Consider the following 15,592-nt stretch of genomic DNA (forward strand, 5'->3'; position numbering starts at 1 on the left):
TGTGACACCGCTGTTGATTTCCGTACAAGACTTCGCTTTTCGAGGGCGGTCGCTCCTGCCAGATCTCATCTGTTCCGCTTTTCACGCAGGAGTCCTCGCCTTGCCCTCCAGCCAACAGCTAGAGGCCACTACATACATGAAACTACCTTCACCCTAACCATAAAAAAATCTGAACGCATTTGATTCTCCATCAAGAATCAAACACGTTCAGATCTCCCTTTAACTAAGCTACTTTTATTCCATCCTCTTTATTACGAAACTTCTACGTTTCGATTTTGATTATATTTTTTCCCTTGTAACAGTGAGTAAATGATGGCTGCTGCCCACACAATAAGTATGAATACATATACAGCTATCTGAGTTGAGCTGCTGGATACCCATGTGTTTAAGAGTGTTCGAGCATTTGTTAAAATGATAAACCCACCAACAAGTGAACCAAGCAAGTGAGCCGGGATAATACGAACAAACCATGCAGCAATCGGAGCCGCGATAATTCCGCCAATCATAAGGGCGCCTACCCAGAACCAGTTTACCTGCTCCCAGCCAAGAGAAATTAAAAAGCCAAGTGTAGCCGAGACAGCAATAGCAAATTCACTTGTATCCACGGTTCCAACGACTTTCCGTGCTGTTGTGCCTTTTTTAGCTAGCAATACAGGCGTTGCTATCGGCCCCCAGCCGCCTCCTCCTGTAGCATCAGCAAATCCAGCAATTAATCCCAACGGAATGGACTGCTTCGTCGATAAAGGTTTGGTGCTCTTTTCTTCGTTTGTTTTAAACGTAAATAAAAAACGAAATAACACATAAACTCCTAGGAGCAATAAGAATGTTGAAACGTAAGGTCTTACTGCATCTCCGGGTAAATTACTTAGAAAGCAGGCTCCTACAAAAGCTCCGATGGAACCTGGAATAATTAGTTTTAACACCATCGATTTATCTACATTTCCAAATTTAATATGCGAAACACCCGAAGCTGCCGTTGTTACAACTTCTGCTAAGTGAACAGATGCGGAAGCCACAGCTGGTGCAATTCCAAACGTTAAAAGCAGCGTAGTTGATGTCACTCCGTATGCCATTCCGAGTGATCCATCAATTAACTGAGCTAAAAAGCCAATAAGTGCAAACGTAATTAACTTTTTCATGTTGTCCCTCCACTTTCATCTTCTGTTAGAAAGCACAAAAAGGCCTCCAACAGTTGTTTGCTAGAAGCCTTCGGTATGTCCGATCAGCTGTCCGTTTTATGAATAAGTTGTTTATATTGTAATCCTAACTATTCCTAGAAGTCAACTGTGTTTTTGGTTTTTCTTTTAGTCTATGTACGCTGCTTGGTTATAGTATCAGTAAAATAAAATTCTTCTTGTTAAGTCAACAACATAAAAACGACCGCTCACTTAATAAGGGCGGTCGTTTTTATGCGTATCTTGCCAGTGAGCTAGCACTTCAGGTGGCAAACTCACATCTTTATCTAATGACGTCACATCCATAGAAGCGGGCTCATCGCTATTTATCACTTTTTTTACCCAATCTGGCTGTACGACTAATGCTTGTTCAATCGTAATTAAAGCCAGACCTTGCTCAAAAGCTTCTGCTACTTCTGTTGCCGTAAGTCCTCCTGTACCCACAAGAGGGACCCGGTGATTGACGTGCTTAATAATCGAAGAAAGAAGTGAACGATTTTCTTCACTATTTAAGGTAGGTTCATGCAAAGCACTGATATGCAAATAATCAATTTCTGTATAAACAAGACGATCAATCCACTCAAATGTATCTTCCACTTTATTTCCTAAATAGCCTTTTTCTTTGGGCGCTAATGTATATCCCACAATAAATGGTTTGCCCGCATGTGCTGCTCGACGCGTCACTTCACGAATAACTTCAAGTGCAAAAGTGAAGCGATTTTCTGCACCTCCACCATAAGAATCAATTCGTTCATTGGCTTGCCTTGACATAAACTGCTGCAGTAGACATTCATTTCCTCCGTCAATTTCTACTCCATCAAACCCTGCTTCCATAGCTCTGGTGGTAGCTTCGCCAAACGCTTGAACAATATAAGTTATATCGCGCTCGGTCATTTGAACAGGCTTTTTCCCTTTACGTTTATGAGGCTTTTCACTTGGGCTAATGGCTTGCCGTTTATTTTTCATTTCTACGCACTTTCTTCCCCCGTGCGATAGTTGAAGAATCGCTTTAGCTCCTCTCCTATGAATCATTTGAGTTAGTTGATGAAGCTTTCGTATGACCTGATCACGATGAATGCCGATTTGACCATGTGCTACTTGGCCATTTTCTGTGATAAACGCAGGGCCGACAATTACCGTACTGACGCCCCCTACTCGTTTTTCGTAAAAAGTCAGATCGATATCAGATATTTCTCCGTTTTCCCGTGAAGCGTATGTGAGGATAGGTCCCATTGCTAATCGGTTTTTCATCTCAAGAGCATCAACAAATTTAAAATGCTTAAATAATTTTTCATAGGCTGTCTTCAATTCATTCACACCTTTTTTCCTTAGCTTGCCCATCTAGAAGCCGAGTAGACATAGGCACAAAAAAAGAAATACCTTCGCCGGCATTTCTTTTTACGTTGTTTTTCTTATTTTTTTAATGGGGTAAAATACAAATTCGCTTTTTCCGACAATCCGTTTTTCATCAATGAGACCTAGACCGTTGCGGCTATCCATACTGTACAGACGGTTATCACCCATTACAAATACTTCGTTTTTAGGTATTTGAACGGGTTCAAAATCTCCCGTAAGCTCCATATCCATGTTATTGGCAATTTGACGATTCGTTTTTAAATAAGGTTCACTTACTTTTTTATCATCAATATAGAGCTGATCTTTTTTCATTTCGATTTTTTCACCTGGCAGACCGATTACTCTTTTTACATAATGCTTATTCTTAGCCTCATCTTTAATAATCACAATATCTCCGCGGCGAATATCATGGAGCGAATACGACAGTTTATTCACAAACAAACGCTCTCCGTTATGCAGCGTTGGGTTCATTGAAGCGCCTTCTACAATATACGGAGAAAATAAAAATGCGCGAATCATAAATACTAGAGCGATAGCGAAGATAATAGTTTTGAATATGCTGCGTAATTGATCGCTTTTTGTTTTTTCCGTAGTCAATATACTTTGTCTCCTTTGTACAGCTCACTTTTCTTATGTAAAAAAGCAAGAAACCTCTTACTTTAACACTTATTCTAACTTAACCATAGAAAGAACTGAAATCAAATGTTTTATGTTATGTAAAAAAAGAACCTCTAACAAATGTTAGAGGCTTACATTACGCAAGTTTCGTCTTTACATCTCTTATTATAACATTAATTATATAAAAAGAGACTACCTTTTATGTAAAAATTATGTTTTTTACGTAAACTTAACTAAATCTTCACATTTAAAGGCGCTTCTCCACGTATAAAAAGTTGGGAGATGCAATACTCTATAATCTCTCTTCGCCGCACAAGTCCAACAAAAATGTTTTGGTCATCTACAACTGGTACAAAATTTTGTTCCGCCGCGCGTGACAAAATACTTTCCATTTTATCATGAATTATTTTACGGTATGTTTCCTCCGCCTCTTTTAGAAAAAAGCGTTCTTATCGAGGAGATAAGAACGCTTTTTTTAGCTCATTTTCTCAATTTCATTTACAAGAATTGAAATGGCATCCGTTTTTGTTGCTTCACGCATTGTACGCTTCATCGTACTTGCCTGCTGCTGAAGTTCATTTACTTCACGCAAAAACACTTCTTTTGTTAACTGTTCTTCTTCCACAACCATACAGTAGCCTTTTTTCTTAAAGGACTGTGCATTTAAAATTTGATCTCCCCGGCTTTGTGCTTTTGACAAAGGAATAATCATCATCGGTTTATGAAGGGCTAAAAACTCAAAGATAGCATTTGATCCGCCGCGTGTAATCACATAATCAGTGGCCGCTAGAACATCTGGAAGCTGTTCATTTACATATTCTAACTGACGGTAGCCTGACTCTTTTTCAAGGCTTGTATCAACATTACCTTTCCCGCACAGGTGTACAATTTGAAATTTCTTTTGCAGTTCAGGCAAGGACTCTCGAACAATTTCATTGATGCGACGTGCTCCTAAACTTCCGCCCATAATGGTTAAAATTGGGCGCTTATCATAAAAGCGAAGCCAGCTTTCCCCGTTCGCTGCGCTTCCGCTAAATAATTCTTTTCGAATAGGTGAACCAACAACCTGCACTTTTTCTTTTGGAAAATAGTTTGCCGCTTCATCAAAAGAAGTAAAAATTTTAGTTGCAAATTTCTGCGCAATTTTATTTGCCAGTCCCGGTGTTAAATCACTTTCATGAATGAACACGGGAATGTTTAGCGATTTAGCAGCCATTACAACAGGAACTGTGACAAAACCGCCTTTTGAAAACACAAGAGAAGGCTTTAACTTTTTCAGCACGCGACGTGCATCGCCAACTCCTTTTGCTACTCGAAATACATCTTTTACATTTTCCATATCTACGTATCGACGCAGCTTCCCGCTTGAAATCGCATGATATGGAACGTTTAATTTTGTAATTAATTCTTTCTCAATACCATTATGAGAACCGACATAATGGATATCCCATTTTTCACTGTCTAATTCTTTCATAATGGCAATGTTTGGTGTTACGTGTCCAGCTGTTCCGCCTCCGGTAAAAACGATAACTTGCTTACTCATTTTTTCTTCCTCTCTTTACTTCACTTAATCGATCTGTTTTGACATCAATTTTTATCTGATCTTTTTAGCATGCAATCTGACATGTAAAACGATGGTTTTATTATAGCATTTTTCTTTTTACATATGTATGATAAGGCGTATAAAAGCATGCTATACTTTTCATAGGGAGTGATGATAATGAACAAATCTGCACCTATAGTAAAAGGTGATACGGTGGATTCCGAAACGCGCTGTACACACTATCATACGGATAAAGATATTATTGCAATAAAATTTTATTGCTGTAATACATATTATCCATGCTATCAATGTCATAACGGATATGCTGATCATGATATTAAAAAGTGGCCAAAAGCTATGTTTAATGAAAAAGCTATTCTTTGCGGAGTATGTAAACATGAGCTATCAATTCATGAATATTTAACCTGTAACTCGACTTGCCCTCACTGTCGTTCTTCTTTTAATCCTGGATGCAGCCTGCATGGACACATTTATTTTGAACAAAAAAGCTGAACAAAACATTGTTCAGCTTTTAAAATAACTGCTCATCTATATTTATAATGGAAGGAAGCAGACCTGGGAACAATTCCTCAAGTTCTTCTAAACGCAAGGAATAATAGTGCTGCGTACCTTCTATACGTAGTTTGATAATTCCAGCTTCGCGAAGTACTTTAATATGATGTGATAGCGTTGATTTTGATACATTTAATTTTTGATAATACGAACAGGTCTGCTCCTTTCTTGTCGCTAAACACTGTACAATTCGCAGCCGGTTAGGATCACTCAACGCGTGTAAAATAGGCGTTAATTTAATTTCAGATTTCGGTGGTTGATAAGGTTTTCTCATGCTTAAAATATAACACAGCTTCTTTTGTGTATCAATGTTCGATAACTTTCGAACTAAATTCCTTGCACTGTTATTTAATCGATGTTATAGTTTCATTGTTCGATGATATTCGAACTTATCTTCATTTTAATCATAAATTGAATGAAAGATTAAAAACAAAACAAATAATATAAAGCACCATCATTATTAAAGGAGGAATCACCCATGATTCATTTACAAGCTTCAATGAAAGTTAACCCAGCAAAAAGAGAAGAATTTTTAGAAAACGTACAAGAACTAATTAAGCATTCTTTACAAGAAGAAGGAAACAGCAACTATCAACTATTTGAAGATGCTTTTACACCTAACACATTTATGATGATTGAAGAGTGGAAAAGCGAAGAAGCAATTCAAGCACACAATAAATCAGCTCACTTCCAAAGTTTTGTAGCATTTGCTCAAACTGGCGTACTTGTAGCACCTTTAGATGTAAAAACATTACAAGGTTAATCATAACTTCTTTGAAAGGATGACGCATCATGAATGAAGCAATTCGTACAATTCAAGATCATCGTTCTATCCGTCAGTATACAGACGAAGCAGTAAGTGACGAGCATTTAGATACGATTATTCAATCTGCTCAGTCAGCCGCTTCTTCTATTAATGGACAGCAAGTGACTATTATTAGCGTCCAAGATAAAGAAAAGAAGAAAAAACTTTCAGAGCTTGCCGGCAACCAAGCGTGGATTGACCAAGCTCCTCTATTTTTAATCTTTTGTGCAGATTTTAATCGTGCTAAGATTGCAGCTGAACTTAACGATGCCCCTCTTGGCGTAACCGATGGGCTTGAGTCAATTTTAGTCGGGGCAACTGATGCTGGAATTTCTTTAGAAGCCGCAACAGTTGCAGCAGAATCACTCGGTTTAGGTACAGTTCCAATCGGAGGAATTCGCAGAAAGCCGCTAGAAGTCATTGAACTGCTAGATTTACCGGAATACGTATTCCCAGTAAGCGGTCTTGTGGTTGGACATCCGGCAGATCATTCTGCGAAAAAACCTCGATTGCCACAAGCTGCTGTGCACCATCGTGAAAGCTATAATCACGACTTAAAGTCATTGATTCAAGACTATGATGCTGAAATGGCAGAGTATATGAAAAAGAGAACAAACGGTGCTGATGACCGCAACTGGTCACAAACTGTATCAGCTATTTATAAAACCATTTATTACCCAGAAGTGCGAGCGATGCTTGAAAAACAAGGATTTAAATTCGAATAACCAAAAGCTGCGATGAACATCGCAGCTTTTTTATCTACTTTAACAGCGTGCTGAATAGACTAAAAGTAATACTCGATAAATGAGGTGTTGATATGGAGTTTATTTTAATTTGTAATTTTCTTTTAAGCGCAACCGCAGCGTTTTTATTGGTGCCGGCTTTTACAAAAAAGCACACTCTTCACGTGACTTTACTTTCTCTCCTTTTCCTCCTTTCAATTGTTCCGACTTTTCTTCTTGCTAATCCACATATCGGCGTTTTACCTTGGGCTATTCGAGACGGTCTTCTATTGTTCGCTGCTTTCCTTTTCTTTTGTTTAACCTTCACTTCAAACAAATGGAAAACGCTTTTGTTTTTTCTTCTATTTTTACTGTCGATTGCTCCTCTTTCCTACGTCGTATATGATGACTTCACGCATACGTATATAGATGCCAATATTGGGCTTGGCCTAGGCTTTTTACTGACATGGCTCTTAACAGCTCTGTACAATATTTTGGCTATTCTTCGATTTTTTCGTCAGAAATCTCAGTAAACACATCAAAAGTTAACAAACAAACGAATAGTTGATTTTATTTAGTATACGCTAACAACTGCACAGTCCTTCTCTTTACATAAAGCTGTGTATACTAAAAAAGGAGTGATACTTGATGAAACGACTATTCGTAATGGCAGCAGTGATTGCCTTCTTGGCACTTAGCCGCATGTTAGTATTTGCCGCTGAAACACCTCCTGCTGCAGATGAGCGAACAGCTCAAAATGCAGAAGTTCGCATCGTTCATGCTTCACCGGATGCTCCGGCTGTAGACATTTTTGTGGATGACAAAGCTTTAGTAGAAGGAGCAAAGTTTAAAGATGTCGCCAACTCTTTGCCTTTGGCAGCCGGTTCTCATAAAGTAGAAGTATACGAAGCGAAGACAAAAGGGACAAAAGATTCCATCATCGAAGCTACCCTTGTTGTAGACGGCGGAAAATCGTATACAGTGGCCGCTGTAAATAAAGCAGAAAACCTTGAACTACAAGCTTTCACGAATAATAAGCAAGGAATGGATGGAAAAGCAAGCTTACGTGTTGCTCATTTATCTCCTGATGCTCCTGCGGTAAACGTAGGTCCTAAAGGTGCTGCTCCTTTATTTAAAGATCTGTCTTTTAAAAGCATTTCAGGTTATCAAGTAGTAAATCCGGGTTCGTATGATCTATCTGTTTCCACGGCAGATGGAAAAGAAATACTAAGTCTTCCTGGAACAAATCTTCAAAGCGGTAAAAACTATACGGTTCTCGCAGTAAATACTGCTGACAAGCTTGAGACCATTGTTTTACAAGATAATTAATTAAAAAAAACGTCATTTCAATTGAAATGACGTTTTTTATAGACTGCGCTGAATGAATTCCTCTTTTTTGTACTCATAGGTAGAAATATCGTTCCACAGTCGTTTTGAAAGCTCGTATTTCATACCTTCATATTTTTTTCTAGCACGTTCGTTCGAGCGTAACTGCTCCCTGAAATTAATTCGTTCGTTCCAGTAAGGTGATTCACTGACCGTTACGTACACATGACTTCTTCTCGCATCATGTGGAATGAGTTTACGGGCATTTTTAGCTGTCATAATTGGAGGGTAGTGTGCAGCTGGAACGCCTTCTTTTAATAAGACAAACATCTCTTTTTCCGCTACATATACGTGAGATTTATTTTTTAATATAGCGCGCACTTCATTTATATCTTCTTCGCGTTTGACTCCGATTAAAATATCAACGATTGGTGAACCAGCTAATCCTGGAACGGACGTGCTTCCAATATGTTCGATGTCTACTGAAAAATCTTTTAGTGTATTAAGCAACGCTTCTTTTTCCATTTGATACAAAAGCGACCACTTTGTTTCATACTGAACAATCTTTCGCATATCAGTTTCCACCCTTTCACTTTTTTATACTGTACCATGTTTCAAAGTAAAAAGAAAGAATTTTCTAACTATTTACTTTTAGTTTATGCTACGAGCTTTATACTCCTCCAGACAGGCTTTGTATTATTTTATATATTTTTGTTATTTTTATTCTACATGTTTCATAATTGTGGATGTTTCCCCCTCCAAAAGATAGATACGCTTTTATTTTCTATCTCTCCTCTATCATATTCACACTCAGCTGTTTTATACTATTTTACGTTCTTACTAGTAGAAGACATATCCTCAAAATGTAGATGAACAAAGGATTAAAGGTCTTTAATATCGCTAAATTCCACCTTTAATATAATTATATTTTACATTAATGTAAAATTTTATCGTTAAGGATGGCAGATAGTTCAAATTCATTATACAATTGAATTTCGACATATAGTATGATGGATAATATCGGTATTATGAGATAATAGTAGATTTAACTCAAAATTTTGGACTATTTGCCGATATATGCTTTGTATACCAATAACCTTATGTTGAAATTTGTAATTTGCAAGGAGGAAAAAATGAATAAAAAACATGTCATGTACACAGCCGTTTCTTCTGTTCTTTTAAGCTCTTCATTGCTTTTGCATTCAATTGATGCAGATGCAGCTGAATCGGCCAAAGTAACTGCTACATCGTTAAATGTACGTGCAACGCCTAGTACAAGCGGTGCTATCGTTGGAAAAATAACGAAGGGAAACACCGTTGATATAGTAGATGAAAGCAAAGGATGGGCTAAAATTACCTATAACGGTAAAGAAGCTTGGATTTCATCTCAATACATAAATAAAACGCAAATAAACAGTACGTCTACCGCAAATTCGACATCGAAGTCAGCGGTCGTTAATGCCAGCTCATTAAACGTTCGCTCTTCTGCAAGCACAAGCGCATCCATCGTGACAAACTTACCGCGAAATGCAAAAGTAACGGTGGTAAAAGAAAGCGGGTCTTGGTCACAGATTAAAACGGCAAGCGGTCAAACGGGCTGGGTGGCAAGTCAGTACTTAAAAGCAGACTCCGGTTCTTCTGCGCCAGCTAAAGATTCTGGGTCTACGGCAACCAAGCCAGCGGTCGTTAACGCCAGTTCATTAAACGTTCGTTCTTCTGCGAGCACAAGCGCGTCCATCGTGACGAACTTACCGCGAAATGCAAAAGTAACCGTGTTAAAAGAAAGCGGATCCTGGTCCCAGATTAAAACAGCAAGCGGCAAAACAGGCTGGGTGGCAAGTCAATACTTACAAACAGGTTCTGGACAGTCTTCACAAACAGCCCAGTCGATTCAAATTACAAAAGCTTCAAATTTACGCACTCAGCCGAGTTTAAGTGCTGGAATTATCCGTGTAGCAAAAGCAGGTGAAAGATTCAAAAAAGTAAACGAAACGAATGACTGGGTGCAAATTCAATACTCTGCCAGTCAAACAGCATGGGTATCAAAAGGGTTAACAGCTGCGGCTGATTCTACAACTTCAGCTAGCTTGCCTTCCTCATCTGCTGCTTTAAAAGATAAAATTATTGTAGTAGACGCTGGGCACGGCGGATATGATCCTGGCACTTCAGGCAAGTCATCGATTGAGAAAAATTTAGCGTTAACAACAGCAAAACTTGTGGCAAGCCGCTTAGCTAATGCTGGAGCAAATGTATTTATGACGCGTTCAAACGATACTTTTATTTCACTGAGCGGACGGGTGAATGTTAGTGAAGCAAAGCATGCAGATGCATTTATCAGCATTCACTATAACGCGTCTACTTCATCTTCTGCAAACGGCATCGCATCATTTTATTACAGTGAATCTAAAGATAAAGAATTAGCAAAATACATTCAAGAAAGCATGGCTGAAAACGCGCCTTCTATGAAGGATATGGGGGTTCGTTTTGGAGATTATTATGTTACTCGAGAAAACAACCAGCGGGCTGTACTTCTTGAATTAGGCTTTTTATCAAATGCTCACGATGAGCAAGTTGTTTCTTCTAACGCGTATCAGCAGCAAATATCTACAGGTATTTACCAAGGGATTGCTCGATATTTTGCAGCTAATAAATAATAAAAGCCCTCATAATGAGGGCTTTTATACTACCAGCTTGCTTTTTTAACCCCTGGAATTTGTCCTTTGTAGGCCAATTCCCTAAACGCGATGCGTGACATTTCAAATTTTCTAAGATAGCCTCGCGGACGACCGGTAACGCGACAGCGATTATTTAAACGCGTTGGTGAAGAATCTCTAGGCAATTTTTTTAACGCTTCGTAATCTCCTTTTTCCTTCAGCTCCTGGCGTAATTGCGCATACTCCGCTACCATCTCTTGACGTTTTTGTTCTTTTACCACTTTTGATTTTTTAGCCAAACTCTTTGTCATCCTTTCGTTTTAATAATTTTTATTTGAAATACGTAATCATTACGATTTAATTATTTTGAGCAAGTTACTTTTTAAATTTAATCATATTTGCTTCATTTTTTCAACTTGTTTGCTTTCACGCTTAGATGTACTCTACCCCCACGCTGCTGTATAAACATAAAAAAAATTGTATGTCAAATGTAATTAATTCCTGCATCTCCTATATCATACAAAGAGCCCTACATATTCCATATTGTAGGAGGATTTGTATTTACAGATAATATTTCAATAATATTACAGTTCATTTACATATTAATAACTTCGACAAATTTAGCGGTTATCTAGTATATAATCATCTTAGAAATTCCAAAAATAATATTTTGCGTACTCAATAAAATATAAAAGTAAAGGTGATTAAAAAATGAAATCGACTGGTATTGTAAGAAAAGTAGATGATTTAGGTCGTATCGTAATTCCTAAAGAGTTAAGACGTGTTCTTGAAATAGATGTAAAAGATCCTGTTGAAATTTTTGTCGAAACAGATCGAATTATTTTAAAGAAATATGAGCCGAACGGTGCTTGTGCGATTACTGGCGAAGTATCTTCTGACAACGTAACAATCGCAGATGGCAAATTAACTTTAAGCCGCGAAGGTATGGAGTTATTGCTTGAAGAATTAAAACAACGTAATTTCTAATAAAAAGAAAAGCAGCTGCTCACATGCAGCTGTTTTTCTTTTTGTTAAAGTTTTTTCTTCGCTTTCTGATTTCCAGATGCTATACTCAGAAGCGAATACATAATAAAGGAGCCTTTTATCATGACAGTTGAACAAATGACTCATCACTTTTTAGCACATCGAAACGTAACTAATGAATTAATCAACAAAATTGAAGCAGATCACTACGAATACAAGCCTGCCCCGACATCTATGTCCGCTTTTGACTTATCTACGCATATTTTAACATCCTTTTATGCATTTGCATCAGTGGTAAAATCCGGTGATTTATCGCCACTTGGTCAAAAAGCTGATTTTAGCGGTAAGTCATTATCGGACCTTGCAGCTGAATATACCCAAAAAACAGTAGACGTATTACGTTCACTTAGCGAAGATGATTTAAACAAAACAATTGACGCCACTGCAGCGTTTGGAAGAAAGCTTCCTGGAAGTCAACTTTTACAAATGGCCATTGACCATGAAATTCATCATAAAGGAAATTTATACGTCTACGTACGTGAGATGGATCATACGGATCTTCCCCTATTTGTTCAGTTTGGTTAAGTTAATGGTTATAAAATAGTTCGTGCTTGTAAGCGCCCAAGCTAGAAGTTTGGTGCGCTTTTTCTTTGCAGTTTTCGGCATAATAAGTAAGATATATGGTATAATTCTATCAATAACTTCATATCTACTATTCAAAGCTTGTTTCTTCTTATAAAACGATAGTCATCATCTTTTACAAAGGAGGAATCACTTCATGAGTCAAACTGTTAACCAACAAAAAATTGCTCAAGTGTATCATCTTCCGTTTGTTTCTTCATTTGGAGGAAGTGCTATGAACCTTCTTTCTCCTCAAGCTGGCGAACATATTTTAGATATTGGCTGCGGCACTGGCGAATTTATTTCGCAGCTCCATAAGCTTCATGTCCGTGCAACGGGCATCGATTGCTCTGAAAATATGATTGAACAAGCTCGTCATCAGTACCCGACTCTATCCTTTGAACAGTTAAATGCCCTTAACCTTCCTTATTACGAACAATTTGACGCAGTTTTTTCAAATGCAACTTTACACGACATCCATCCCCCTCACCTTGTCATTAAAAACATTTACAATGCTTTAAAACCAAACGGCCGATTTGTAGCAGAATTTTGGGGAAAAGGAAACATGGACGAAATTTTCACAGAAATCATTCGTCAATTTAAAACGTTTGATATCCCTTATAACGATGTAGATTTCCCATGGTACTTTCCTTCTGTAGCTGAATATTCTTCTCTTTTGGAATCACAGAATTTTCAAGTCACCACGGCTATTCACTACAGCCGTCCCTTCTTGTTAAAAGGGGAAAACGGCTTGCGTAATTGGCTGGAAACAAATGCAGCCCCTCTTTTTGCTCACGTGACGACAGAAACTAAAAATGTTCTCATTACGCGCTTAGAAAATCGAATGCAAGACAAACTATTTCAAAATGGATCTTGGCTAGCAGAAGCTAAACATATACGTGTACATGCTGTAAAACGAGATTAAAAAATGGACGTGATTCTATTCACGTCCATTTTCGTTAAAGTGCAGCCAATACCCTTTTCCTCGAATCACTTCGATTTCTAAATATGTTCCTATTTTTTTGCGAACCCGGTAAATCAGCGCATTCAGCTCTTCTGCTGCTACTAGAATTTCTCCATTTGACTCTACTCGTTCAGGCCAAACGCTTTTTTTTAATGCTTCTTTTGAAACAAATTGATTGTTGTATTCTAGAAGATAAGCTAAGCACGAGTATTCTTTATCTGACAGAATATACGTTTCCTCTTTTACTTTTACTTTCTGCAAAATTGGATCTAATGTGTAAAATGGCTTATTTATTTGTTTTAGCAAAGGTCCTAAATCGAGGGTTGCATCCATATCATCATTTCTAAATACTAAAGCTGCCTCCTCATTTGCTAAGGTAATGACATCCTGCTCTTTCAATAAACGAGGGGTTCCAGGCTGTAACTCTTCTCCGTTTACTTTTGTCCCGTGTTTACTAAACAAGTCTGTAATGAAAAAGGCATTGCTTTCGTACGTTACTTCAAAATGCTTGCGTGAAATGTAAGCACTTTGGAAGGCCAGATAAGGCTCCCATTCTTCACTGCTTCGTCCGATAATACAGGCTTTATCTTTTGGAATAGGCACGGAAGCTCCTTCATAAAAAGGAGCACCGTTCCGAATAATCAACATACCGTTCATTGTTTGCTCACACTCTTTTTTGAAATTTTCTGACTCTTATCATGTAATTATAACACTCACATTTATTGAGATTTCTTCCAACTTTGGATAACATCATAGTATAGTCAGTTATATGATAAAGGTTGTTGCCATGTAAGTAAACCTTTAGAGCAGTCCTTTTCTAACTGAAAAAATACGTATTCTTTGCCCTACTGTAACGGGGATACAATTTTTTTGTAAAATAATTTGATTTTTAGTAACTTTGACATATGTTCTCTCTTTTTAAAGCGAAGTAAAATAGGAAAATACGTGAAATATTTACATAATGGAGGAAGACCAATGGGACGTTTGCCAAAAGATAGAGAAATTCAAGCGATTAAACGACGCGTTGCACTGGTATTGTTAATTATTGGATCATTTATTTTAACAGGTGCTAGCTTTAGCATTTATTGGTTTATGATGTTAAAAATATAAGATTTTTTTATAAAATAAAGAAAAAAGACATGGTTTTGTTCCCATGTCTTTTTTAGGTTTATTCTTTCTCAGACACTCCCGCAGATTGAAATGTGGCCATATTGGCAATCATCAGTGAAGCTGAGTGCAGCAGTGGAAATGTAACAGCAGCTCCACTTCCCTCACCTAAACGAAGATTGAGGTTGAGGAGCGGTTTCTTGTCAAGAAGCTTCATTGCACACGCATGACCTTGTTCAACAGATTCGTGACTAGCAAACATATAGTCTCTTGCTTGTGTATTGATTTCTGTCGCTAGAAGGGCTGCAACTGTACATATAAAACCATCTACTAAAATAGGAATACGGTGAGCAGCTGCCGCCAGCATAGCACCTGTCATCCCGGCAATTTCAAGCCCCCCTATTTTACTAATAATATCAATCGGATCCTGAGGGTTAATGTGCCTGTTTTGCAGCGCTTCTTCAATCACATTCACTTTGTGGCGCAGTTGTTCGTCAGAAATCCCTGTGCCCATTCCTGCAAGCTTAGAGACTTTTTCTCCTGTCAATACAGCTAAAATAGCCGTGCTTGATGTAGTATTTCCGATGCCCATTTCTCCTACAATCAAACATTTAATTCCTTGGGCAATAAGCTCTTCAGCTTCTTCATATCCGACTTGAACAGCCAGTTCTGCCTCACTGCGCGTCATCGCATCTTCTTTATAAAAACTTGCTGTGCCCAGCTTCACTTTGCGTTGTACAAGGTCCGTATGGGAAAGGTCAGAAGCAATTCCGATGTCAATCAGTTTGAACTGGGCATCTATTTGCTGACTAAACACGTTAATAGCTGCTCCTCCCTGCAAAAAATTCAGCGCCATTTGTGCCGTTACGTCTTGCGGATAAGCTGAAACTCCTTCTTTTACAATTCCATGATCGCCTGCAAAAACGAGGACTCCTGGCGGCGTGACTGTCGGAAAAACTTCCCCGGTCATGGCCGCTAATTCCACTGCTATTTCTTCGAGTCTTCCAAGGCTTCCTATCGGTTTGGTTAATGTATCAATATAGCGTGCCGCTTTTTCGCCAGCGCTTGTTTCAAGCGCTGGAATATAAACGTTTATCATATGTACAGCTCCTTTATTTCAGCAAATGTCTACCGTTTAATTTAA

The 15,592-nt window shown here is 38.1% G+C and carries 19 protein-coding genes; 10 read left to right on the forward strand and 9 right to left on the reverse strand.

Annotation, left to right across the window (positions count from 1 at the left end):
- Positions 1 to 251: 251 nt before the first annotated feature.
- From ACFX4W_RS19915 to ACFX4W_RS19930, 4 genes are all read right to left on the reverse strand, one after another.
- Entirely contained in the window at positions 252 to 1,139 is an 888-nt protein-coding gene (locus tag ACFX4W_RS19915; protein WP_043981491.1) for a sulfite exporter TauE/SafE family protein, read from the reverse strand.
- 249 nt (positions 1,140 to 1,388) lie between these two features.
- Entirely contained in the window at positions 1,389 to 2,492 is a 1,104-nt protein-coding gene (locus ACFX4W_RS19920) for an oxidoreductase (RefSeq protein ID WP_241771381.1), read from the reverse strand.
- An 81-nt stretch (positions 2,493 to 2,573) separates the two neighbouring features.
- Positions 2,574 to 3,128, reverse strand: coding sequence for a signal peptidase I (gene lepB / locus ACFX4W_RS19925; RefSeq protein ID WP_013057720.1), 555 nt, complete (start codon positions 3,126 to 3,128; stop codon positions 2,574 to 2,576).
- 496 nt (positions 3,129 to 3,624) lie between these two features.
- Positions 3,625 to 4,692, reverse strand: coding sequence for an undecaprenyldiphospho-muramoylpentapeptide beta-N-acetylglucosaminyltransferase (locus ACFX4W_RS19930; RefSeq protein ID WP_013057726.1), 1,068 nt, complete (start codon positions 4,690 to 4,692; stop codon positions 3,625 to 3,627).
- Positions 4,693 to 4,869: 177 nt separating this feature from the next.
- Between ACFX4W_RS19930 and ACFX4W_RS19935 the strand changes: the two genes are divergently transcribed.
- Positions 4,870 to 5,205 carry a CHY zinc finger protein gene (locus ACFX4W_RS19935; protein ID WP_016764731.1) on the forward strand — a complete coding sequence of 112 codons (336 nt, stop codon included), beginning with the start codon at positions 4,870 to 4,872 and terminating at the stop codon, positions 5,203 to 5,205.
- Positions 5,206 to 5,224: 19 nt separating this feature from the next.
- On the opposite strand, the gene ACFX4W_RS19940 is transcribed toward ACFX4W_RS19935, so the two are convergent.
- Positions 5,225 to 5,539 (reverse strand): ArsR/SmtB family transcription factor, encoded by a 315-nt coding sequence (locus ACFX4W_RS19940; RefSeq protein WP_013083811.1) that lies wholly within the window; start codon positions 5,537 to 5,539, stop codon positions 5,225 to 5,227.
- Positions 5,540 to 5,743: 204 nt separating this feature from the next.
- Between ACFX4W_RS19940 and ACFX4W_RS19945 the strand changes: the two genes are divergently transcribed.
- The 4 genes from ACFX4W_RS19945 (at position 5,744) to ACFX4W_RS19960 (ending at position 8,121) form a co-directional block, all read left to right on the forward strand.
- Positions 5,744 to 6,028, forward strand: coding sequence for a putative quinol monooxygenase (locus ACFX4W_RS19945; protein WP_013057729.1), 285 nt, complete (start codon positions 5,744 to 5,746; stop codon positions 6,026 to 6,028).
- 29 nt (positions 6,029 to 6,057) lie between these two features.
- On the forward strand, positions 6,058 to 6,795 hold the full coding sequence (gene nfsA / locus ACFX4W_RS19950) for an oxygen-insensitive NADPH nitroreductase (RefSeq protein ID WP_016764733.1): 738 nt from the start codon (positions 6,058 to 6,060) through the stop codon (positions 6,793 to 6,795).
- Between the two features lie 92 nt (positions 6,796 to 6,887).
- Positions 6,888 to 7,325, forward strand: a complete 438-nt coding sequence (locus ACFX4W_RS19955) for a hypothetical protein (protein ID WP_016764734.1) — start codon at positions 6,888 to 6,890, stop codon at positions 7,323 to 7,325.
- 115 nt (positions 7,326 to 7,440) lie between these two features.
- Positions 7,441 to 8,121 carry a DUF4397 domain-containing protein gene (locus ACFX4W_RS19960; protein WP_025751171.1) on the forward strand — a complete coding sequence of 227 codons (681 nt, stop codon included), beginning with the start codon at positions 7,441 to 7,443 and terminating at the stop codon, positions 8,119 to 8,121.
- A gap of 36 nt (positions 8,122 to 8,157) precedes the next feature.
- Here ACFX4W_RS19960 and ACFX4W_RS19965 read toward each other — a convergent pair whose 3' ends face one another.
- Positions 8,158 to 8,691, reverse strand: a complete 534-nt coding sequence (locus ACFX4W_RS19965; protein ID WP_013083815.1) for a GrpB family protein — start codon at positions 8,689 to 8,691, stop codon at positions 8,158 to 8,160.
- 560 nt (positions 8,692 to 9,251) lie between these two features.
- Here ACFX4W_RS19965 and ACFX4W_RS19970 point away from each other — a divergent pair.
- Positions 9,252 to 10,772, forward strand: a complete 1,521-nt coding sequence (locus ACFX4W_RS19970; protein ID WP_377559967.1) for an N-acetylmuramoyl-L-alanine amidase family protein — start codon at positions 9,252 to 9,254, stop codon at positions 10,770 to 10,772.
- A gap of 29 nt (positions 10,773 to 10,801) precedes the next feature.
- Here the strand turns inward: ACFX4W_RS19970 and rpsN are convergent, their stop codons facing one another.
- Positions 10,802 to 11,071, reverse strand: coding sequence for a 30S ribosomal protein S14 (rpsN, locus tag ACFX4W_RS19975; RefSeq protein ID WP_043981488.1), 270 nt, complete (start codon positions 11,069 to 11,071; stop codon positions 10,802 to 10,804).
- A 412-nt stretch (positions 11,072 to 11,483) separates the two neighbouring features.
- Between rpsN and ACFX4W_RS19980 the strand changes: the two genes are divergently transcribed.
- The 3 genes from ACFX4W_RS19980 to ACFX4W_RS19990 all read left to right on the forward strand — a co-directional run bounded on the left by ACFX4W_RS19980 (position 11,484) and on the right by ACFX4W_RS19990 (position 13,302).
- Entirely contained in the window at positions 11,484 to 11,759 is a 276-nt protein-coding gene (locus ACFX4W_RS19980; protein ID WP_013057736.1) for an AbrB/MazE/SpoVT family DNA-binding domain-containing protein, read from the forward strand.
- 120 nt (positions 11,760 to 11,879) lie between these two features.
- Positions 11,880 to 12,341: a DinB family protein gene (locus tag ACFX4W_RS19985; RefSeq protein ID WP_043981487.1), complete on the forward strand. Its 462-nt coding sequence runs from the start codon at positions 11,880 to 11,882 to the stop codon at positions 12,339 to 12,341.
- A gap of 193 nt (positions 12,342 to 12,534) precedes the next feature.
- Entirely contained in the window at positions 12,535 to 13,302 is a 768-nt protein-coding gene (locus ACFX4W_RS19990; protein WP_043981486.1) for a class I SAM-dependent methyltransferase, read from the forward strand.
- 15 nt (positions 13,303 to 13,317) lie between these two features.
- Here ACFX4W_RS19990 and ACFX4W_RS19995 read toward each other — a convergent pair whose 3' ends face one another.
- The gene (locus ACFX4W_RS19995) at positions 13,318 to 13,998 is read right to left on the reverse strand and encodes an FHA domain-containing protein (RefSeq protein ID WP_043981485.1); all 681 of its coding nucleotides are present in this window, start codon (positions 13,996 to 13,998) and stop codon (positions 13,318 to 13,320) included.
- 318 nt (positions 13,999 to 14,316) lie between these two features.
- On the opposite strand from ACFX4W_RS19995, the gene ACFX4W_RS20000 reads away from it, so the two are divergent.
- On the forward strand, positions 14,317 to 14,451 hold the full coding sequence (locus ACFX4W_RS20000) for a hypothetical protein (RefSeq protein WP_013057740.1): 135 nt from the start codon (positions 14,317 to 14,319) through the stop codon (positions 14,449 to 14,451).
- Positions 14,452 to 14,509: 58 nt separating this feature from the next.
- On the opposite strand, the gene cobT is transcribed toward ACFX4W_RS20000, so the two are convergent.
- Entirely contained in the window at positions 14,510 to 15,547 is a 1,038-nt protein-coding gene (gene cobT, locus ACFX4W_RS20005) for a nicotinate-nucleotide--dimethylbenzimidazole phosphoribosyltransferase (protein WP_237074425.1), read from the reverse strand.
- Positions 15,548 to 15,592: the final 45 nt, after the last annotated feature.

The sequence above is a fragment of the Priestia sp. YIM B13489 genome, from assembly GCF_042787645.1.
GTDB lineage: Bacteria > Bacillota > Bacilli > Bacillales > Bacillaceae_H > Priestia > Priestia megaterium.